We start from the raw sequence: 20,936 nt of genomic DNA, 5'->3' as shown, positions 1-20,936 counted from the left end.
ATGCCGACAGTCGGGAGACGGCAGCAGGCGGGCAGAAGCGCCCACGCGACGCGACGCCCGTCGGATCACCAACAGGGGTCGCGTCGTGCCTGGGTCTACAGCGGTGCCGCCGCGCTGGACACCAGGCAGCTCGGCCCCAGCAGCGCCTTGAGGTCGCCGTACAGCGCCGGTGACCGTTCCACTCGCAGCCCGGGGTCGAGTCGCATGACGGTCGCCCGGCCGGGGCGGGTGAGGCGGAGGTGCACCTCGCTGACGCCGGGGTGGGTGGTGAGCACCTCGCGCAGTCGGTCGACGACGGGCACGGTGGCGCGGGACTCGGGCAGGGTCACCACCACCGGGGCGTCCGCGACGGCGGAGACATCCGGCAGGGAGACCTCCATCGCCTGCAACTGCATGGTGTCGTCCCGACGGCGGACCCGACCGCGGACCACGATCACGGCGTCCTCGGAGAGCACGGTGGAGTAGGCCAGGTAGGTCTCACCGAAGAACATGATCTCCACCGAGCCGGCCATGTCCTCCAGGGTGACCGCAGCCCACGGGTTGCCCTGCTTGGACATCTTGCGCTGCAGGGAGGTGATCAGCCCGGCGACCAGCACCGTCGATCCGTCGGGGCGGTCCTCGTCGGCCATCAAGGTGGCGATGGGGACGTCCGCAGCGGCGCTGAGCACGTGTTCCAGCCCGGACAGCGGGTGGTCCGAGACGTAGAGCCCGAGCATTTCCCGCTCGAAGGCCAGGCGCTGCTTCTTGTCCCAGTCCGGAACGTCCGGCACCTGCACCGCGAAGCTCGGGTCGTCGTCGGAGCCCCCGAGGTCCGCGAAGAGGTCGAACTGCCCCTCGGCCTCCTTGCGCTTGACACCGATCACGGAGTCGACGGCCTGCTCGTGCACCAGCAGCAGGGCGCGGCGGGCGTGGCCGAGAGAGTCGAAGGCTCCGGACTTGATCAGCGACTCGATGGTCCGCTTATTGCAGACCACGGCGGGCACCTTGTCCAAGAAGTCGGTGAACGAGGTGAAGTCACCCTTCTCCTGCCGGGCCTTGACGATCTCGGCCACGACGTTCGCCCCGACGTTGCGCACGGCGGTCAGGCCGAAGCGGATGTCGTCGCCGACGGCGGTGAACAGGGCATCGGAGGAGTTGACGTCCGGCGGGAGCACCGTGATGCCCATCCGACGACACTCGTTCAGGTACAGCGCCGACTTGTCCTTGTCGTCGCGGACGCTGGTGAGCAGACCAGCCATGTACTCGGTCGGGTAGTTCGCCTTGAGGTAGGCGGTCCAGTACGCGACCACGCCGTAGCCCGCGGAGTGGGCCTTGTTGAAGGCGTACCCGGCGAAGGGCACCAGGGTGTCCCACACCGCCTGGATCGCGGGATCGGAGTAACCCCGCTCGCGCATGCCTGCCTGGAAGGGGATGAACTCCTTCTCCAGGATCTCCTTCTTCTTCTTACCCATCGCGCGGCGGAGCAGGTCCGCCTGGCCGAGCGAGTAGCCGGCGAGCACCTGGGCGGCCTTCTGCACCTGCTCCTGGTACACGATCAGGCCGTAGGTGCCGTCGAGGACGTCAGCCAGCGGCTCGGCGAGCTCCGGGTGGATCGGGGTGATCTCCTGCAGCCCGGTCTTGCGCAGCGCGTAGTTGGTGTGCGAGTTCATGCCCATCGGGCCGGGGCGGTACAGGGCGATGACCGCGGAGATGTCCTCGAAGTTGTCCGGGCGCATCTGGCGCAGCAGGGCCCGCATCGGGCCACCATCGAGCTGGAACACGCCCAGGGTGTTGCCGGAACCGAGCAGCTGATACGTCGCCGGGTCGTCGAGCGGGATGTCTTCCAGCTCGATGCCGTCCTTGCCGTTGGCGATGATGTTGCGCAGTGCGTCGTCGAGGATCGTCAGGTTGCGCAGCCCGAGGAAGTCCATCTTGATCAGGCCGAGGCCCTCGGACGTCGGGTAGTCGAACTGGGTGATGATCGCGCCGTCCTGCGGGCGCTTCATGATCGGGATGATGTCGAGCAACGGCTCGCTGGACATGATCACGCCCGCCGCGTGGACGCCCCACTGGCGCTTGAGGTTCTCCAGCCCGCGGGCGGTTTCCAGCACGCGCTGGGCCTCCGGGTCGGCCTGCACCACTTGGCGGAACTCCTCCGCCTCCGGGTAGCGCGGGTCGTCCGGGTTGTAGATGCCGGACAGCGTGATGTCCTTGCCCATCACGGCCGGGGGCATCGCCTTGGTCAGCTTCTCCCCCATCGCGAACGGGAAGCCGAGCACCCGGGACGAGTCCTTGAGCGCCTGCTTGGCCTTGATGGTGCCGTAGGTGACGATCTGGGCCACCCGGTCGTCGCCGTACTTCTCGGTGACGTAGCGGATGACCTCACCGCGCCGACGCTCATCGAAGTCGACGTCGACATCCGGCCAGGAGACGCGCTCCGGGTTGAGGAACCGCTCGAAGATCAGACCGTGCCGCAGCGGGTCGAGCTCGGTGATGCCCATCGCGTACGAGGCCATCGATCCGGCCGCCGAACCACGCCCCGGTCCGACCCGGATGCCCTGGTTCTTGGCCCACTCGATGAAGTCGGCGACCACCAGGAAGTAGCCGGAGAACCCGAGCTGCACGATCACGCCGGTCTCATAGTCGGCCTGCTGGCGCACGTCGTCCGGGATGCCACCCGGGTAGCGCTTGTGCAGGCCCCGCTCGACCTCCTTGATGAACCAGGAGTTCTCGTCCTCGCCGTCCGGCACCGGGAAGCGCGGCATGTAGTTCGCGTCGGTGGGGAACTCGACCTCGCACCGTTCGGCGATCAGCAGGGTGTTGTCGCAGGCCTCGGGCAACTCGGACCAGGTCCGGCGCATCTCCTCGGCGGTCTTGACGTAGTAGCCGTCCCCGCTGAACGCGAAGCGCGAGCCGCCATTGTCGTAGGTCGGCTCGTCCAAGGTGGAGCCGGACTGCACGGCCAGCAGCACCTCGTGGGCGTGCGCGTCCTCCTTGCGGGTGTAGTGCAGGTCGTTGGTGGCGACCAGCGGAGCACCGATCTGCTCGGCGATCGACAGCAGGCCCTTGATCGTGCGCTTCTCGATGTCGAGCCCATGGTCCATCAGCTCGATGTAGAAGTTCTCCTTGCCGAAGATGTCCTGCAGCTCCCCGGCGGCCCGCACCGCCTCGGCCTCATGACCCAGACGCAGCCGGGTCTGGACCTCGCTGGACGGGCAACCGGAGGTGGCGATCAATCCCTCGGAGTAGCGGGATATCAGCTCGCGGTCCATCCGCGGCCACTTGCCCATCTGTCCCTCAATGGAGGCCAGCGAACCGAGCCGGAACAAGTTGTGCATGCCCTCGGTGGTCCGGGACAGCAACGTCATGTGGGTGTAGGCACCACGAGCGGACACATCGTCCGAGGCCTGATGCGCCTCGCCCCAGCGCACCCGGTTCTGGTCGAAGCGACTGGTGCCCGGAGTGACATAGGCCTCAACGCCGATGATCGGCTTGATCCCGCGCTTGCGCGCCTGGGAGTAGAAGTCGTGCGCGCCGAACAGGTAGCCGTGGTCGGTGATGGCCACGGCGGTCTGACCGACTCGCTGCGCCTCGTCCAGCAGCTCACCGATCCGGGCGGCACCGTCAAGCATCGAGTACTCGGTGTGGACGTGAAGGTGGACGAATCCGTTGTCTGCGCCGCCAGCCGATGCCATGCCGACCATCCTAAGGTCGACCTCCGACGCTCCAGGCAGGACGTCGGGTGGGGAAGCTCACTCAGCGGTAGGCGTCCCGGAGCGTCTCCAGTGCGGCGGCCAGATCGGCCGGGTAAGCGCTGGTCAGCTCCAGGTACTGACCGGTCGCCGGGTGGTCGAAGCCGAGCCGCATCGCATGCAACCACTGCCGGGACAGCCCGACTTTCTCGGCGAGCGTGGGGTCCGCGCCGTAGGTCAGATCGCCGACCAGCGGGTGTCGCAACGCGGAGAAGTGCACCCGGATCTGGTGGGTGCGCCCCGTCTCCAGATGCACCTCGCACAGGGAGGCGGCGGGCAGCATCTCCAGCACCCCGTAATGCGTCACCGAGGGCTTGCCATCGGCAACGACCGCGAACTTCCAGTCGCTGCCCGGGTGGCGTCCGATCGGGGCGTCAATGGTGCCGGTGGTGGGCTCGGGATGCCCCTGGGCGAGTGCGTGGTAGATCTTGCTGACCGTGCGCTCTTTGAACGCCCGCTTCAGCACGGTGTAGGCGTGTTCGGATTTGGCGACCACCATCAGCCCGGAGGTACCGACGTCCAATCGGTGCACCACCCCCTGACGCTCGGCGGCCCCGCTGGTGGCGATCCGGTACCCGCGCGCGGCGAGCACCCCGACCACGGTCGGCCCGGTCCAGCCGGGTGAGGGATGTGCGGCGACTCCCACCGGCTTGTCCACCACGACGATGTCGTCATCGTCATGCACCACCCGCAGTTCGGGCACGTCCTCAGCGATGATCGGCGGTCCGACGGGTTCGGGCTCGGGCAACTCGACCTCGAGCCAGCCGTCCGGGACCAGGCGAGCGGATTTGCCGACCTCGACACCGTCGACGCGGACATGCCCGGCCTCGGCCAACTCCGCCGCACGGGTGCGGGACAGGCCCAGCATCTTGGACAGGGCGGCGTCGACCCGTTCACCCGCCAGTTTGTCCGGAACCGGAAAGCTGCGCTGCTCAGCCATCGGCGCGGCTGTCCGCATCCTCAAGACCCGTCGGACGCTCGTCGGCGACGGCCTCCGCGCCCTCGCGGGTGCCGTCCAGTCGGATCCCCCGGAACGACAGGACCATCAGCAACCCGGCGGCGACCACGATGGCGATGTCGGCGACATTCCCCACGAACCAGTCCGCATAGGCAATGAAGTCGATGACGTGCCCCCGACCGAAACCGGGCTCACGCACCAACCGGTCGATCAGATTGCCCAGCGCACCACCGAGCAGCAGGCCCAGCGCCACCGCCCAGGCGGTGCTGCCCAGCCGTCGCGACACCCGCACGATCACCACGATCACCACCAGCGCGATGAGGGTGAGCAACCAGGTGGTGCCGGTGGCCAGCCCGAGAGCGGCACCGGGGTTGAACAGCAGCTGGATGCCCAGTGCGTCGCCCAGCACCGGATGGCGGACACCCTCGACCAACCCGGACAGCGCCCACGCCTTGGTCGCCTGGTCGACGATCAGCACACCGACCGCCAAGGCGATGAGCCAGATCAGACGGGGACGACGTGGGGACGCGGTGACCGAGGTGGACTCGGTGGGGTTGGTCGACATCGGGCAGGAGTCTACGCAGCGCGCGGGCTGTTCAGCGTCGTTCCTCGCGTTGCTTGCAGGACACACAGAGCACAGCGCGCGGGAAGGCCTGCACCCGTGCCTTCCCGATCGCCTCATGGCAAGAGTCACAGCGGGCGAAGGTACCGGCGGCGATCCGCTCCAGCGCGCGGTTGCTCTGCTGCAACATGTCCCGCGTGTTGTTGACCAGGGTCAGCTCGTGCTCACGTTCCAGAGCGGAAGAGCCACTGTCCGCCTGGTCGTCGCCCGCGCCGTCGCCGGAGTTGCGCAGCAGCTCGTTCAGCTCGTGATCGGCGCTGGCGAGCTCGGCGGTGAGACGGTCGAGGTCGGCGAGCAGCTCGTCGGCGATCGCCCGGACCTCCTCCGGAGACCACGGGTCCTCCCCCGCGCGGACCGGGAACCGCTCGGCCGCGTCGGACAGGTCGGGGATGGCGGGGCGTGCGTCAAGCGATTCGTTCAGAGCCACGGGCGACGTCCTGTTCTCTCGGGGAGTCCGCGCAGCGTATGTGCCCTGCCCACAACGCACAACACACCACGCCCGACCAGCGGGCGTGGTGTGTTGTGAGGTGACGAATCAGCTGCGTCAGATCTGGTTGGCGGCCGGGCTGGAGCCCTGCGCGCCACGGGGCGGCAGCGCCGACCCACGGTTGTCCAGGTCGCCGAGCAGGTTCTCGAGGTAGCTCTTGAGCCGGGTGCGGTAGTCGCGCTCGAACACCCGCAGCTCGTCGATCTTGCGGTCCAGCATCGACCGCTCCTCCTCGAGCTGGGCCAGCGTGCGGGCCGAGGTGTCCTCGGCCTCACGGACGATGCGCGCAGCCTGGGTCTTGGCCTCGGTGACCAGACGGTCGCCCTCCTCCTGACCGGAGCGGACGTAGTCGTCGTGCAGCTTCTGAGCCAGGGCCAGCATGCCGGTGGCGGACTCCGGCTCGCTCTGCCGCTGGGGCGCAGCAGGCTGGACCGGCGCGGTGGCCTGCGGAGCGGCAACAGGGGCCGGCACGACGGGCGCGGGCGCAGAGACCGGCTTCTCGGCCTCGGGCTCCGGCTTGGGGGCGGAGGCCGGGGTGGCCTGCGCACCGGCGCGGCTCAGCTCGGCGATCCGACGCTCGGCAGCAGCGAGCTTGCCCTTGAGGTCGTCGTTCTCAGCCTGGGTCTCCCGCAGGGTGTTGACGACCTCGTCGAGGAAGTCGTCGACCTCGTCCTGGTCGTAGCCCTCACGGAACTTGGTCGCCTGGAACTTCTTGTTCAGGACGTCGTCTGCAGTCAGCAGTGCCATCGTCGTCACCTTCTGTCGAACTGGGTCAAGCCGGTGGTAGTCCGCCGACCACCTCGGCTCACCGTATCGGACAATCACGTTTCTGCACGTCTCCGGAGCGACAGATCGTCGTCATGTTCGAAAAACGTGCTTGCGGGCCGGACCCGCTGGGTCTTACACGCCTGAGGCCAGCACCCCCAGGATGGAGAACAGGAACCAACAGCCGAGCACCAGGACCATGAAGCCGAGGTCGAGCCGGACGGCGCCCAGCGACAGCGGCGGAATGATCCGGCGGAGCCACCGCAATGGCGGGTCAGTGACGGTGTAGACCGCCTCCGCGACCACCAGTGCGACTCCTCGGGGACGCCATTCGCGGGCGAAGACCCGGACCCAGTCCAGAATCAACCGCGCGAACAACACCAGGATGAACAGCAGGACGGCGACCTGGAGCACCCCGAGGATGATGCGCATCCGTCAGCTCTGGTTGAAGAAGCTGCCGCGCGAGGTCTCGCCCGGGCGCTCCACACCACCGGAGATCTCCACGGAGGCGGGCGACAGCAGGAAGACCTTGTTGGTCACCCGCTCAATCGCGCCGTGCAGTCCGAAGATGAGACCCGCGGCGAAGTCGACCAGACGCTTGGCGTCCGAGTCATCCATATCCGAGAGGTTCATGATGACGGGGGTGCCCGCGCGGAACGCCTCACCGATCTTGCGCGCGTCGTTGTACGAGCGCGGGTGGATGGTGGTGATCCGGCGAATCTCCCCCTCGTGCGAGGGCGACGGAGTCGGCTCGGTCAGCGGACGCGAGGGCGACGGCTGCGGGCGCAGCGGGGTCACCTCGGCCTCGAAGTCGTCCACCATCGTCGCCTCCGGCTCGTCGTACTCGTCGACGTACTGCTCGTGCTCGCCACGGTCGTCGGCAAGTCCGAGGTACAACATGGTCTTGCGCAGCGCTCCGGCCATCGCGGTCACTCCATCCTGCGGAAAACTGACATGTCCTGCGCGGTCACGCTAGCAACGGATTCCTACCAGCCCTGTGCGACACGCCCGGAAGATCACGGGAGTATCGGGCTAGACCAGTGCGATCACACCGGCGCTGCGACCAGTGGTGGTGCCGGCTCGCTGCGCTCGACGATGGGAGAAGAACCGCGGGTCGACGGCGGTGTCGAGCTCGGTGTCGAGGATCTGACGCACGCCCGCCTCGGTCAGGACGGCGCGCGCACCGGCCGGCAGATCCAACCCGGGAGTTCCGTCGACTGTGGTGCAGGCGGTGGCGGGCAGAATCGCTGCGGCCTCGTCTCGCATCGTGGCGGGCACCTCGTAGTGCGACCCGCGGATGCACGGGCCGATGGCGGCTCGCATGTGTGTGGTCCGTGCCCCGTGGGCGGTCAGCGTGGCCAGGGCCGCTTGCAGCACACCGGCGAGCAGTCCGCGACGTCCGGCGTGTACCGCGGCGACCAGCTCGGCCTCGGGGTCAGCGAGCAACACCGGGACACAGTCGGCCACCAGCACCGCAGCGCCCCTGCCCCGGGTCAGCACCGCGAGGGCATCGCAGTCGCCAGTCCGGGGTTCGCCGTCGACCAGCCGGACGGCGGTGCCGTGCACCTGCTGACCCCAGCTGAGCGGCACCCCAGCCCACTGCTGCACCCGGGCGCGATTCTGGGCGACCCGCGCGGGATCGTCATCGACCGCCATACCGAGGTTGAGCGTGTCCCATGGGGCCGGGCTGACTCCGCCGAGCCTGGACGTGAAGCCGGCGCGGACACCCGGGCCGAGATCGACCTCGATGACCGCGCCGTCAGGCACCAGGTCCGTCACTTCAGGAAGTCGGGCACATCCAGGTCGTCGTCACGACGACGCGAGGTCTCCTCCTCGTAGATCCGCGGCGGGACCTCGAGCTGAGCGGTGCGCTCGGCGGCCTGCTCCTGGGACAAGAAGGCGGGCACGCCCTCGCCCTCGGCGTCCGGGTCGACCGGCTGCGGGTGCACCGCGGCGTGCGCACCGGTGGTCGGCGGCACCGACGGAGCAGCGGGGGCGACCGACTGCGCGGGCGGGATGCTGGCCGGTGCCTGAGTGGCGGACCGTCCGACCTGACCGAGCGCACGGTCGTCGCGCTTGGTCGGCGCACCACCGTCGAAGCCCGCGGCGATCACGGTGACCCGCACCTCGTCGCCCAGCGCGTCATCGATGACCGCACCGAAGATGATGTTCGCCTCCGGGTGCGCGGCCTCCTGCACCAGACGGGCCGCCTCGTTGATCTCGAACAGACCGAGGTCGGAGCCACCCTGGATGGACAGCAACACGCCGTGAGCACCGTCGATGCTGGCCTCCAGCAGCGGCGAGCTGATTGCCAGCTCGGAGGCCTGGACCGCGCGGTCCTCGCCCCGGGCCGAGCCGATGCCCATCAGCGCGGAGCCCGCACCCTGCATCACGGACTTCACGTCGGCGAAGTCCAGGTTGATCAGGCCGGGGGTGGTGATCAGGTCGGTGATGCCCTGCACACCGGAGAGCAGCACCTGGTCGGCGGAACGGAAGGCGTCCAGCACCGACACCGAGCGGTCGGCGATGGACAGCAGCCGGTCGTTCGGGATGACGATCAGGGTGTCGACCTCGGCACGCAGCGCCTCGATGCCCGCGTCGGCCTGCACCGACCGGCGACGCCCCTCGAACTGGAAGGGCCGGGTGACCACACCGATGGTCAGCGCACCCAGCGAGCGGGCGATCCGGGCGACGACGGGAGCGCCACCGGTGCCGGTACCGCCACCCTCACCCGCGGTGACGAAGACCATGTCGGCCCCGCGCAGGACGTCCTCGATCTCCTCCGCGTGGTCCTCGGCGGCCTTCTTCCCCACCTCCGGGTCGGCACCGGCGCCGAGTCCGCGGGTGAGCTCGCGCCCGACGTCCAGTTTGACGTCGGCATCCGACATCAGGAGTGCCTGGGCATCGGTGTTCACCGCGATGAACTCGACGCCCTTGAGGCCGACCTCGATCATGCGGTTCACGGCGTTGACGCCACCGCCGCCGATGCCGACGACCTTGATGACCGCCAGGTAGTTCTGCGGAGCTGCCACGGTGGGTGCCTCTCGTCTTCGTCTTCACGTGCCGGACGAACCTTCACCCTCAAGTAGAGGGTTACAGTTATGTCATTTCTGTCTGGGTGGGACCGTATGTGCCGGGCCGGATGCGATCAACGTGCCACGCCGCGCGTGTCGGATCGACCGGGTGATGTGCGTCAACCGACCACGGGCATTGTCGGGGCGGAGACGTCGTACCGCGCGGCTCCGGCTGTCTCCGGGGCGGCCCGCAATGCGCCGAGCACCGCCGCCTTCAAGGCGGACTCCTGGTCACTGCCCCACTCCACCGTCGCACCGTCACGCAGGGTGAAGTTGACCGAGTCCTGGGTGGTGGCCGCGACCTCGCCGACCTGGGCGAGCAGATCGGGGGGCAGCTGTTCGAGCACGCCCAGCACCGCGGACAGCACCCGCTCCTCCCCTACCGGGACCGCTACCACCGGCAGGCCCTCCGGCGGCGCGTCGGCGCGGCCGACCTGGACACCCTCCTCATCGACCAGGGCGAAACCCGCACCGGCGGGGGTGCCCTCGGCGGACTGGACCACGTCGGCATCCTCCGGCACCGCTGCCACCGGCTCCCGCGCGACCAGGGCCACGCTCAACCCGTGTGGCCACTGGCGGGTGACGGTGGCGTCGCGCACCCCCGGGACCTCCAACAGCTCCGAACGCAGCGCCGAGGTGTCGACCCGGGGCAGCGGCACCCCGTCCCGACTGTCGACAACGGCCTGCACCTGGTCCATCGCCACCACACTGTCCGCGCCGGAGACCTCGACCTGGGTCGCGTCCAGCGCCAACACCGGGGAGAAGAACAACAGCCAGGCCACCCCGACCACCGCGACCACGGCACCCGCCGCGATCAGGATGCGACGCTGGGTGAGCCGACGGTGCGCCCGGGCACGCTCGGCGAATCGCGCCGCCGAGCCCTGCGCCACCACGCCGGCGGAGGGGGTGACCGGAGCGGTGCGCCGGGCCGCGAGGGCACCACTCGACGCGGCAGCGCCGGACGTCCGGCCCGGGCGGCGGGACGATGACGAGGCACGCACGGCAGGCGAGACCCCGGTACGGGCCGGAGCACCACCCGCGCGGATCTGGGTTGCACCGGTGCGCGTGTCGGACGCCGCGGTGCGTGCGTCGACTGACGCGGCTTCGCGGGTGGCGGTCGTCCCCGTCCGGGTGCTGGTGGCTGCGGTGCGCGCGTCGGCTGTGGCACCGGCGCGGGTGGCGGTCGCTCCCGCACGGGTGTCGGACGCTCCCCCGGTCTGGTGGGCAGCGGACCCCGCGCGGGATGTCGGCGTGCTGCCCGTGCGCGCGGCACGGGTCGCTGCGGTGCGCGGTCGGGCAGCCGGCAGCGGCGCGGTGGCGTCCTCCGACCCGAGGAACACGTCCTCTCCCCCCGTCGGCGAGATGCGCTCCGGGGCGGATGCTGCCGCGCGGGTGGGTCGTTCGGCCTCGCCGGGCGTCGGCCAAGCAGCCGCCGGTCTCCGTGGGGCGGCGGGACGACGGGGCTGCGGCGGGCGGGGACGCTGCGGTCTCACGGATCAGCCCCGCTCCGGGGCGTTGTCCTCGGTACGGGTGTCGGACTCGGGGTGGGTGTCGGACTCGGGGTGGGTGTCAGGCGCGCCCTGCGCGGCCGAATCGGGCTGGGTCTCACGCTCGCGCTGGACGTCGGCTTCCGCAGCCGCGGCAGCGTTGGCCGCAGCAGGCGCGGCAGCGTCGCCCTTCGACTGCGCGGGCACGGTCGCGGCATCGGGAGCGGCCTGCTCGGTCAGCGCGGTGAGGATGACCGCACCCAGCGCGGTCACATCCCCGGCACCCACGGTCAGCACCAGGTCACCGGGACGCGCCTCGGCGGCCATGGCACGGGCCGCATCCTCCCGACCGGGGACGGAACGCAGTCGTCCTGGCTCGGTGGCGAGTGCCGTGATGGTCTCACCAGAGGTGCTGGCGTCGGGGTCCTCCCGCGCGGCATACACGTCGGTGACGATCGCCAGGTCCGCCAGCTCCAGTGCCTGCGCGAACTCGGTGGCGAAGGTACGGGTGCGCGAGTACAGGTGCGGCTGGAACAGCGCGAGCACCCGCCCGCCGTCGGCGACCTCACGGGCGGTGCGCAGCAGGGCGGCGACCTCGGTGGGGTGGTGGGCGTAATCGTCGACCACCCGGACCCCGGCGACGGTTCCGCGGTCCTCGAACCGGCGACCGGTGCCCTGGAACTCGGCCAGCCCGCGCACGGTGTCGACCACATCCGCACCGGCAGCCCAAGCGGCCAGGTAAGCGGCGGCGGCGTCGGCGGCATTGTGGTCACCGGGCACACGCAGCTCAAGGGTGGCGCCGGGCAGCCCGTCCAGCTGTGAGGTCAGGGGGGTCCGCCAGATGTCCCGGGCCGGGGCGGTGTCACCGAGCAGCAGGTCCGGCGATCCGGTGCGACCGTAGCGCAGCACCCGCACGCCTCGACCGGTCAGCTCCTCCTCGACCTGGGCCAAGAGGCGCTGCACACCGTCATCGTCAGAACAGGCGACCAGCGCCCCACCGGGCCGGACCCGGGCGGTGAAGTCGACAAAGGCCTGCTCAAAGGCGTCCACCGAGCCGTAGTGGTCGAGGTGGTCCGGCTCGATGTTGGTGATCACCGCGACGGCAGGCTGGTAGGCCAGGAACGACCCGTCGGACTCGTCGGCCTCGGCCAGAAAGGCCCGTCCTGCCCCGGTGCGATGCCCGGGCAACGGACCGGCGTCGGTGCGGATGGTGCCGCCGATGGCATAGGACGGGTCGAGCACGGTGTCCTGGCGACCCACCGCAGTGAGGGCGGAGGCGATCATCGCCGAGGTGGTGGTCTTGCCGTGGGCCCCAGCGACCACGAGGGAGATCCGGTCGTCCATCAGGGCAGCCAGCGCCTGGGAGCGGTGCAGCACCGGCAGGCCGAGGGCGCGGGCGCGGGCGAGCTCCGGATTGGTCTCCCGGATCGCGCTGGAGACCACGACGGTGTCCACGCCGTCCAGGTGGGCGGCATCGTGGCCGATCAGCACCGTGACCCCGGCGGCGCGCAATCCGGCCACCGCCGGCCCCTCCTGCGCGTCGGAACCCTGCACCCGCAGACCCCGGTCCGCGAGCAGCCCGGCGATGGCCGACATTCCGGCCCCGCCGATGCCGATCAGGTGCACGGTGCCGAAGGTGGTGGGATCTGCCGGGTCGATCAGCGTGGCCGGAACGCTGTGGTCGGCAGTGGTCGGTGTCGACGCCGCGGCGTCCTCATCGACGGGGAGCGCGTCCTCGACCGGAGTGTCCTGCGCCCACCCACCCTCGGCCGATCCGACCTCGATGGGGTCCTCGTCCTCGTCGACCTGACCAGACGGGCGTGACGGGCTGGCAGCCTCGGCGGCACGGGCAGCGCCCACAGTCAGCGCTTCCTGCACCAGATCCGCGACCCGTGCGGCGGCATCCGGCACCCCGATGGCAGCGGCGGCCTGACCCATCTCGGCCCGGCGCCTGGCGGCCTGCGGCTTGAGCAGCGGGACCAGGTGCTCGGCGAACCAGGCCGGGGTCAGGTCGTCATCGGCGACCAGCAGGCCACCACCAGCGGCGACCACCGGCTGCGCGTTCAGCTTCTGCTCACCGTTGCCCACCGGCAGCGGGACGTAAACCGCGGGGATACCGAGGGCGGCCAGCTCGGAGACGGTGCCGGCCCCGGCGCGGCAGAGCACCAGGTCGGCGATGGCCAACGCCTGCTCCATCTCGCCCAAGTACTCGCGCACGTGGTAGCGCTCGGCACCCGGCACACCGCGGACCGCAGAACGGACTGCGTCGCCCTTGCCCGCACCGGTCAGGTGCAGCACCTCGGCTCCGGTGGCCAGCACAGCGGCGGCCTGGGCAGCGACGGCGGTGTTGATCGACAGCGCGCCCAGTGACCCACCGGTGACCAGCAGCACCGGTCGGGTCGGGTCGATGCCGAGCTCGGCGGCGGCGCGTTGTCGGGTGCCGACCGGGTCCTCGGCGCGGTCGGTCAACAGACCGAGGATCTCCGGGCGCAGCGGCAGCCCGGTGACCACCGCCCCCGGCAACCGGGTGCCCGGGAAGGTCACCGCCACCGACTCCGCCCAGCGCGCTCCCAGCCGGTTGGCCAGCCCCGGGCGGGCGTTCTGCTCGTGGATCACCACCGGGATGCCCCGGTTGCGGGCCGCCAGGTAGGCCGGGGTCGCGACGTAGCCGCCGAAGCCGACCACCGTCTGCGCGCCGATCGCGTCGATGGCCTCCCCCGCGGCATCCACCGCACTGCGCAGCCGCTGGGGCAGCCGGAACCAGTCCGGGGTGGGACGCCGGGGCAGCGGCACCTTCGGCACCGTGAACAGGTCCAGGCCCCGCTCGGGCACCAGCCGGGACTCCAGACCTTCAGCGGTGCCGAGCGCGGCCAGGTGCAGCTCGGGGTCGCGGGCGCGCAGTTCCTCGGCGACCGACAGCAGCGGGTTCACGTGTCCCGCCGTGCCCCCACCGGCCAGCAGCACCGCCCGGGGCATGACGTCCTCGGCGACGGGCTGGTCGGCAGTGGTCACGATTCCTCCGGAAGGCGATGCGGTGAAACAGGAAGCAGGAACATCGGGCAGCTCAGCGCCGGACCCGTCCGATCACGGCCAGCGAGCGGCGCAGCACATGCGGCCGGGCGGACAGCGCCTCGGCGGCACCAGGCTCGCTCCGGGCGAAGGACACCACCACGCCGAGCGCGCCGAGCGTCATGATCAGCGCGGACCCACCCGCGGACACCAGCGGCAGGGGCACGCCGATCACCGGCAGGAGCCCGACCACCACGCCCATGTTCACCAGAGCCTGTCCGATGATCCACGCGGCGATGGCACCGGTGGTGATCTGGGCGACCGGATCGGGGTGCCGGGCGATGATCCGGAACATCCCCAGGGCGAGCAGCGCGAACAGCAGCAGGACCAACAGGGTGCCGATCAGGCCGAGTTCCTCGCCGATGATCGCGAAGATGAAGTCGTTGTGCGCCTCGGGCAGGTAGGACCACTTCTCCCGGCTCTGGCCCAGTCCGAGGCCGAACCAGCCACCGGTGGCCAGCGCCTGCGTGCCATGGAGAGTCTGATACCCACCCGCGCTGAGGTCGGCTTCCCCGGAGAACCAGTCGGTGATCCGCTGCATGCGGTTAGTGCTGGTCAGGGCGAGTCCGGCGGCGGCGACCACTGCCAGCGCCCCGGCGAATCCGAAGATCCGCATCGGCACCCCGGCGACGAACAGCGCCCCGGCGACCAACATCATCATCACCATGGCGGTGCCCAGGTCGTGCCCCATCAAGACCACGCCGATGGCGACCAGTGCGACCGGAAGCGCCGGGATCACCGCGTGCTTCCAATCCAGCAGCAGGTGTCGCTTGCGGGCCAGCACCGCACCGAGCCAGATCGCCAGCGCGAGTTTGACCGCCTCCGAGGGCTGCGCGGTGAAGCCGCCGATGGCGATCCAGTTCCGGTTGCCACCCTGGCCGACCCCGAGCGGGGTGAAGACCAGCAGCTGCATCACGATGGCACCGATCAGGATGATCCAGGCGAACTTCTGGTAGAAGGACACCGGCAGTCGGGAGGCCAGCCAGAACACCGGCAGACCGATCAGCGCGTACTGCGCCTGGTTGAAGAACACCGCGTAGGGCGACTTGCCGTCGGCCAGGGAGTCCACCGATGAGGAGGACAGCACCATCACCAGGCCAAGCACTAGCAGCAGCGCGGTGGCACCGGTCAGCAGGTAGTAGCTGGTGACCGCCGAGTTCCACTGGCCGAGCTTGGGACGACGGCCGGGCTCCGGTGCTCCCTCGTCGGCGGGAACGGTACGGACCCGGGGCGCGGCGCTGGTGGTCTGGGCCATACCCGCTCTCCTCACCGCGCCGGTCGGATGGCGCGCACCTCGGCCGCGAAGGCCTCTCCCCGCTCGGCGTAGGAGGAGAACTGATCCATGGAGGCGCACGCCGGCGCCAGGAGCACCGTGGTGTCCGGCGCCGCGAGATCCGTCGCGAATCGACGGGCCTCGTGGACGGCCCGGGCCATCACGGTCCCAGTCTCGCCGGGATCGACCCGGACGACGGGAACCTGGGGGGCGTGTCGGGCCAAAGCCTGCCCGAGCGGTTCGGGGTCGACCCCGATCAGCACCACGGCGGCAAGCCGGTCGGCACGGCTGCGCACCAGGTCGTCAAAGTGCGCGCCCTTGGCCAGTCCGCCGGCGATCCAGACCACGCTGCCCGGCGCGAAAGCGGCCAGCGAGGCAGCGGCAGCGTGGGCGTTGGTGGCTTTGGAGTCGTCCACCCAGCGCACACCGTCCAGCTCGGCGACGGTGGCGATCCGGTGCGCGCCGGGGCGGTAGTCGCGCAAACCCTGCCGGATCGATGCGGGTGACACACCGTGGGCCAGGGCCAGGGCCGCCGCGGCCAGCGCGTTCTGCACGGTGTGCGGGGCGAGCGCCGACCCCCCGGGTGCCAGGTGGGCCAGGTCAGCGAAGGTGGCCAGCTCGGCGGCGTGGGTGCGCCGTTCGGCGGCGAAGCCCCGGTCGACCAGCACGTCCTCGACCAGCCCGACCTGACCGAGCCCCGGGGTGGACAGCGTGAAGCCGACCGCGATGGCCCCGTCGGCGACATCCGCCTCCCGCACCAGGTCCTCGGTGGCCGGGTCGGCGGCGTTGTAGATGCAGGCGCGCTGCACACCGGTGAAGATCCGGCCCTTGTCCGCGGCGTAGGCGGCCATCGACCCGTGCCAGTCCAGGTGGTCGGCGGCCAGGTTGAGCACAGCGGCGGCCTCGGCGGCCATCGACTCAGTGTGGTGCAGCTGGAAGCTGGACAGCTCGACGGCCAGCACGTCCAAGTCGGGGTCGGTGGCGGCCAGCACCACCGGAGTGCCGACATTGCCGACCGCCGCGGCCCGTTCGCCGTGGGCGGTCAGGATGCTGGTCAGCATCTCCACCGTGGTGGTTTTGCCGTTGGTTCCGGTGACGGCCAGCCAGGGTGCCGGTCCCCCACCGTCACGACGATCCACCCGCAGGTGCCAGGCCAGCTCGACCTCGCTCCACACCGGCAGTCCAGCGGCGCGAGCGTCGACCAGCAGCGGGTGGTGGGGGGCGATCCCCGGGGACACCACGATCAGGTCGACCCCGGACAGGTGCTGGCGCGCCTGATCCAGGGACAGCTCGGCGGTGTGATCGTCGGCGACCAGCACCGTCGACCCGCGGGCGGTCAGCACATCCCGGGCAGCCCGACCAGAGACGCCCAGCCCGGCGACCAGCACCCGGTCCAGCTGGGTCAACCCGCCACCCACTCGGCGTAGAAGATCCCCACGCCGAGCGACACGAACAGCCCGGCGATCAGCCAGAACCGGATCACGATGGTGACCTCGCCCCAGCCGGAGAGCTCGAAGTGATGATGCAGCGGCGCCATTTTGAACACGCGTTTGCCGGTGAGTTTGAAGAAGCCGATCTGGATCACGTCGGACAGCACGATGATCACGAACAGCCCACCGAGGATCGCCGCCAGGATCTCGGTCCGGGTGACGATGGACATGCCGGCCAGCGCGCCGCCGAGGGCCAGCGAGCCGGTGTCGCCCATGAAGATCTTGGCCGGGCTGGCGTTCCACCACAGGAAGCCCAGGCAGGCACCGGTGATCGCCGCGGCGACCACGGCCATGTCCAGCGGGTCACGGGTGGCGTAGCAGCGGGCGGCCAGGTCGGCCCCGCAGCGCTGGTTGAACTGCCAGACGCAGACGATCACATACGCGCCGAAGACGATCAGGGAGGCACCGGTGGCGAGCCCGTCCAACCCGTCGGTGAGGTTGACCGCATTCGACCAGGCGGTGATCAAGAAGTTCGCCCAGATCACGAACAGGACCGCTCCGACCGCAACCCCGGCGAAGGCCAGGTCGAGGTGGGTGTCCCGGATGAAGGAGATCTGCGTGGACGCGGGGCTGCGGCCGAGGGAGTCCGGGAACTGCAGCGCCAACACCGCGAAGGTGATGCCGACCAGTCCCTGTCCGACGATCTTCCACCGGGCGCTCAGACCCAGGGACCGCTGCCGGGAGATCTTGATGAAGTCGTCCAGGAACCCGACCACGCCCAGCCCGGTCATCAGGAACAGCACCAGCATCGCCGAGGCGCTGGGGGTAGTGCCGCTGATCAGCACCGCCACCAACCAGCCGAGCAAGGTGGCGGCGATGATCACCACACCGCCCATCGTCGGGGTACCGCGCTTGGTCAGGTGCGCGGTGGGTCCGTCCTGACGGATGAACTGGCCGTACTGCTTGGCCACCAGGAACCGGATGAACAACGGGGTGGCGAACAGCGCCACCAGCATGGAGACGCCACCGGCGACCATCACGGAGATCACGCGGACACCTCCCCGTCGATCAGCAGGTCACCGAGCCGCCACAGGCCGGAGCCGTTGGAGGACTTCACCAGCACGACGTCGCCGGGTCGCAGCTCCTCGGACAGCACCTGGGCCGCCTGGTCGACGTCGTCCACGAACAGCACTTCCTCGCCCCAGGAACCTTCCCGGACCGCACCCGCGGCGATCGGGCGCGCGCCGTCGCCGACCACCACGGTCAGTCCGATGTTCAGCCGGACCACCTGCAGTCCGATCGCCTCGTGCTCCACCCGGGAATCCGGGCCGAGCTCCATCATCTCCCCCAGGACCGCCACCGAGCGCCGTTCGCGACCGGCGAGCACCGCCAGGGCCTTGAGCGCCGCACGCATCGAGTCGGGGTTGGCGTTGTAGGAGTCGTCGATCACCGTGATGCCGTCCGGGCGGTCCACCACGTGCATCCGGTGCGGGCTCAGCGCCTCGGCACCGCTCAGCGCGGTGGCGACCTGCTCCAGGGACAGTCCGGCGGTCAGCGCGGTCGCGGCCGCCGCCAGCGCATTGTGCGCGTGGTGCTCGCCGACCAACCGCAGCTGCACATCGGCGCGCTGCCCATCGCGCAGTTCCAGGGTGAACGCTGCCCGCCCGGCCCGGTCAACCCGCAGGTCGAGTGCGCGCACATCCGCGGCCTCGGTGGTGCCGAAGGTCAGCACGTCACCGGGTGCCTTGGATGCCATCGCGGCGACCCGGGAGTCGTCGGCGTTCAGCACCGCGACCCCGGTGGGGAGCAGACCAGAGACGATCTCCGACTTGGCCTGTGCGACGGCCTCGATGCCGCCGAATCCGCCCAGGTGGGCGTGCCCGACCACCAGGACGACGGCGATATCCGGCGGGGCGATCCGGGTGAGGTACTCCAGGTGCCCCATGCCGGAGGCGCCCATCTCCAGGACCAGGAACCGGGTGGACTCGTCGGCGCGCAGCACGGTCAGTGGCAGGCCGATCTCGTTGTTGAAGGACTTCTCCGGGGCGATAGTCGGCCCCGCGCTGGCGCAGATCTGGGCCAGCAGGTCCTTGGTGGTGGTTTTGCCCACCGAGCCGGTGATCCCGATGACGGTCAGGGTCTCCCGGGTCTCCAGCGCGGCCTCACGCAGAGCGGCCAGCACCGCCCGGGCCAGCTCGCCGAGGGCCACCTCGACATCCTCGACGATCACCGACGGCACCCCGGGCAGCTCCCGGGCGGCCAGCACCAGGTGCGCACCGGAGTCGGTCACCGCTGCAGCCGCGAAGTCGTGGCCGTCCGCGTGCTCCCCCGGCAGCGCGACAAACAGCGACCCGGGCTCGACCTGGCGGGAGTCGGTGACCACCGGTCCGGTGATCATGACGGTGGGATCGACCTGCGACAGCCGTCCGCCCGTCGCCTCGGCCACCTGCTGTGCGGTCCAGGCGATCACGCGGTCGGCTCCGCTCCGAAGTCGTGCTCCAGCAGCACGTCGCGGTCGTTGTACCGGTGGAAGACCCCGGCGATCTCCTGAGTCGGCTCGTGGCCCTTGCCGGTGATGATGATGGTGTCCTGCTCCTCGGCGAGGTCAAGTGCGTCGTGGATGGCCTGACGGCGGCTGGTGGCTTCGTACACGTCGGTCAGGGTGGGGCGTTCGGCGCGGACCCCGGACAGGATGGCGGCGCGGATCGCGGCCCGGTCCTCCGAGCGGGGGTTCTCGTCCGTGACCACCAGCACGTCGGCGAGGCGGGCGGCGATCTGCCCCATGATCGGGCGCTTGCCCTGGTCCCGGTCCCCGTCGGAGCCGAAGACGATAATCAGCCGGCCCGGCGTGATCGGCCGCACCGCCTCCAATGCCAACACCAGGGCGTCCGGGGTGTGGGCGTAGTCGACCAGCCCGAGCGGGCGGCCCGGGGCGCGCTCGATTACCCGCTCCATCCGGCCCGGGATCGCATGGGCGTGGGCGACGGCGTCGATGGCGACATCCAGGTCCACACCGGCGCGGTGCGCCATCACGATGGCCAAGGCCGCGTTGGACACATTCACCAGACCCGGCAGCGGGCTGACCGCAGCGTGCCGTGCCCCGTCCGGACCGCGCAGCACAAAGTGCGAGCCCACACCGTCCAGACCGATATCCGCCTCGACCACCGCCCAGTCCGCGGTCTGCCCCTCGGGTGCACCGACGTGGGTGGCCACGGTGTCCACCGGGATCGTGGTCTCGGCAGCCAGGCGTCGACCCCACTCGTCATCCACCACGATCACTGCGTGGCGGGCGTGCTCGGGGGTGAACAGCTGGGCCTTCGCCCGGAAGTACCCCTCCATATCCCCGTGGAAGTCCAGGTGGTCCCGCTGCAGATTGGTGAACCCGGCCACGGACAGCACCAGACCGTTCACCCGGCCCAGGGCCAGCGCGTGCGAGGACACCTCCATCGCAGAGGCGCGCAGGCCGAGTTCCAGACCGCGGGCCAGCATCGAGTGCACCACCGGTGCCTCGACGGTGGTGCGCGGGCTCTCGATCCCCTGGTCCCCGATCCGCAGCTCGACGGTGCCCATCAGCACCGTCTCACCCAGTGCCCGACGCAGCGCCGCGTCGACGAAGTACGTGGTGGTCGTCTTGCCGTTGGTGCCGGTGACCCCGACGGTGGTCAGCTGCTCCCCCGGGTGTTGGTGCAGCTCCGCGGCCAGGTGCCCGGCCAGCGCGCGCGGGTCGTCGGCGATCAGCACCGGCACACCCAGCTCCACGGCGGATGCCGCACCCGCCCGGTCGGTGACCACCGCGACCGCGCCGGCCTCGACCGCGTCAGCCGCGAACCGCGCACCGTGCACCTTGGCACCGGGCACGGCCACGAAGACGTCGCCGGGCTCGACCTCCGCACTCGACACCGTGACCCCGCAGGCCAGCAGGTCCGACGGCAGCGGAGCGCCCTCGACGGTCAGCCCGAAGGCTTCGGCGAGGTCGGCGACCCGGCGGCGGTGGGGCTGCTCGGGGCGCAACCGACCCTGCGGGGACGTCATGGGCACGA

The 20,936-nt window shown here is 70.4% G+C and carries 16 protein-coding genes; all 16 read right to left on the bottom strand.

Features of this window, described 5'->3' with window-relative positions; translation table 11 throughout:
* Positions 1–95 precede the first annotated feature (95 nt).
* The gene (gene dnaE, locus AB0N78_RS08025) at positions 96–3,674 is read right to left on the bottom strand and encodes a DNA polymerase III subunit alpha (protein ID WP_363388079.1); all 3,579 of its coding nucleotides are present in this window, start codon (positions 3,672–3,674) and stop codon (positions 96–98) included.
* A gap of 61 nt (positions 3,675–3,735) precedes the next feature.
* Positions 3,736–4,671: an RluA family pseudouridine synthase gene (locus AB0N78_RS08020; RefSeq protein ID WP_363388076.1), complete on the bottom strand. Its 936-nt coding sequence runs from the start codon at positions 4,669–4,671 to the stop codon at positions 3,736–3,738.
* Positions 4,664–5,254 (bottom strand): signal peptidase II, encoded by a 591-nt coding sequence (gene lspA / locus AB0N78_RS08015; RefSeq protein ID WP_363388073.1) that lies wholly within the window; start codon positions 5,252–5,254, stop codon positions 4,664–4,666. Before lspA ends, AB0N78_RS08020 begins: the two co-directional genes overlap by 8 nt.
* Positions 5,255–5,285: 31 nt before the next feature.
* A complete protein-coding gene (locus AB0N78_RS08010) occupies positions 5,286–5,738 on the bottom strand; it encodes a TraR/DksA C4-type zinc finger protein (protein WP_363388070.1) in 453 nt (150 codons plus the stop codon).
* A 117-nt stretch (positions 5,739–5,855) separates the two neighbouring features.
* Positions 5,856–6,545, bottom strand: coding sequence for a DivIVA domain-containing protein (locus tag AB0N78_RS08005; protein ID WP_363388068.1), 690 nt, complete (start codon positions 6,543–6,545; stop codon positions 5,856–5,858).
* 153 nt (positions 6,546–6,698) lie between these two features.
* Entirely contained in the window at positions 6,699–6,995 is a 297-nt protein-coding gene (locus AB0N78_RS08000) for a YggT family protein (RefSeq protein ID WP_363388065.1), read from the bottom strand.
* A 3-nt stretch (positions 6,996–6,998) separates the two neighbouring features.
* Entirely contained in the window at positions 6,999–7,487 is a 489-nt protein-coding gene (sepF, locus tag AB0N78_RS07995; RefSeq protein ID WP_363388062.1) for a cell division protein SepF, read from the bottom strand.
* A 108-nt stretch (positions 7,488–7,595) separates the two neighbouring features.
* Positions 7,596–8,330, bottom strand: a complete 735-nt coding sequence (pgeF, locus tag AB0N78_RS07990) for a peptidoglycan editing factor PgeF (protein WP_363388059.1) — start codon at positions 8,328–8,330, stop codon at positions 7,596–7,598.
* A gap of 8 nt (positions 8,331–8,338) precedes the next feature.
* Positions 8,339–9,595, bottom strand: a complete 1,257-nt coding sequence (gene ftsZ / locus AB0N78_RS07985) for a cell division protein FtsZ (protein ID WP_363388056.1) — start codon at positions 9,593–9,595, stop codon at positions 8,339–8,341.
* Positions 9,596–9,756: 161 nt separating this feature from the next.
* The gene (locus AB0N78_RS07980; protein ID WP_363388053.1) at positions 9,757–10,977 is read right to left on the bottom strand and encodes a cell division protein FtsQ/DivIB; all 1,221 of its coding nucleotides are present in this window, start codon (positions 10,975–10,977) and stop codon (positions 9,757–9,759) included.
* Between the two features lie 156 nt (positions 10,978–11,133).
* Positions 11,134–14,136: a UDP-N-acetylmuramate--L-alanine ligase gene (gene murC, locus AB0N78_RS07975; RefSeq protein ID WP_363388050.1), complete on the bottom strand. Its 3,003-nt coding sequence runs from the start codon at positions 14,134–14,136 to the stop codon at positions 11,134–11,136.
* A 52-nt stretch (positions 14,137–14,188) separates the two neighbouring features.
* Positions 14,189–15,448, bottom strand: coding sequence for a putative lipid II flippase FtsW (gene ftsW / locus AB0N78_RS07970; RefSeq protein ID WP_363388047.1), 1,260 nt, complete (start codon positions 15,446–15,448; stop codon positions 14,189–14,191).
* 11 nt (positions 15,449–15,459) lie between these two features.
* Positions 15,460–16,872, bottom strand: a complete 1,413-nt coding sequence (gene murD / locus AB0N78_RS07965; protein WP_363388044.1) for a UDP-N-acetylmuramoyl-L-alanine--D-glutamate ligase — start codon at positions 16,870–16,872, stop codon at positions 15,460–15,462.
* Positions 16,869–17,945 (bottom strand): phospho-N-acetylmuramoyl-pentapeptide-transferase, encoded by a 1,077-nt coding sequence (mraY, locus tag AB0N78_RS07960; protein WP_363388041.1) that lies wholly within the window; start codon positions 17,943–17,945, stop codon positions 16,869–16,871. Before mraY ends, murD begins: the two co-directional genes overlap by 4 nt.
* Positions 17,942–19,366, bottom strand: a complete 1,425-nt coding sequence (gene murF / locus AB0N78_RS07955; RefSeq protein WP_363388038.1) for a UDP-N-acetylmuramoyl-tripeptide--D-alanyl-D-alanine ligase — start codon at positions 19,364–19,366, stop codon at positions 17,942–17,944. Before murF ends, mraY begins: the two co-directional genes overlap by 4 nt.
* Entirely contained in the window at positions 19,363–20,928 is a 1,566-nt protein-coding gene (locus AB0N78_RS07950; RefSeq protein WP_363388035.1) for a UDP-N-acetylmuramoyl-L-alanyl-D-glutamate--2,6-diaminopimelate ligase, read from the bottom strand. The genes murF and AB0N78_RS07950 overlap by 4 nt, the downstream gene beginning before the upstream one ends.
* Positions 20,929–20,936: the final 8 nt, after the last annotated feature.

The organism is Cellulomonas sp. NPDC089187, from assembly GCF_040685135.1.
Lineage (GTDB): Bacteria > Actinomycetota > Actinomycetes > Actinomycetales > Cellulomonadaceae > Cellulomonas.
The sequence above is the reverse complement of the archived record's forward strand: the minus strand, read 5'-3'. Positions and strand labels throughout refer to the sequence as shown.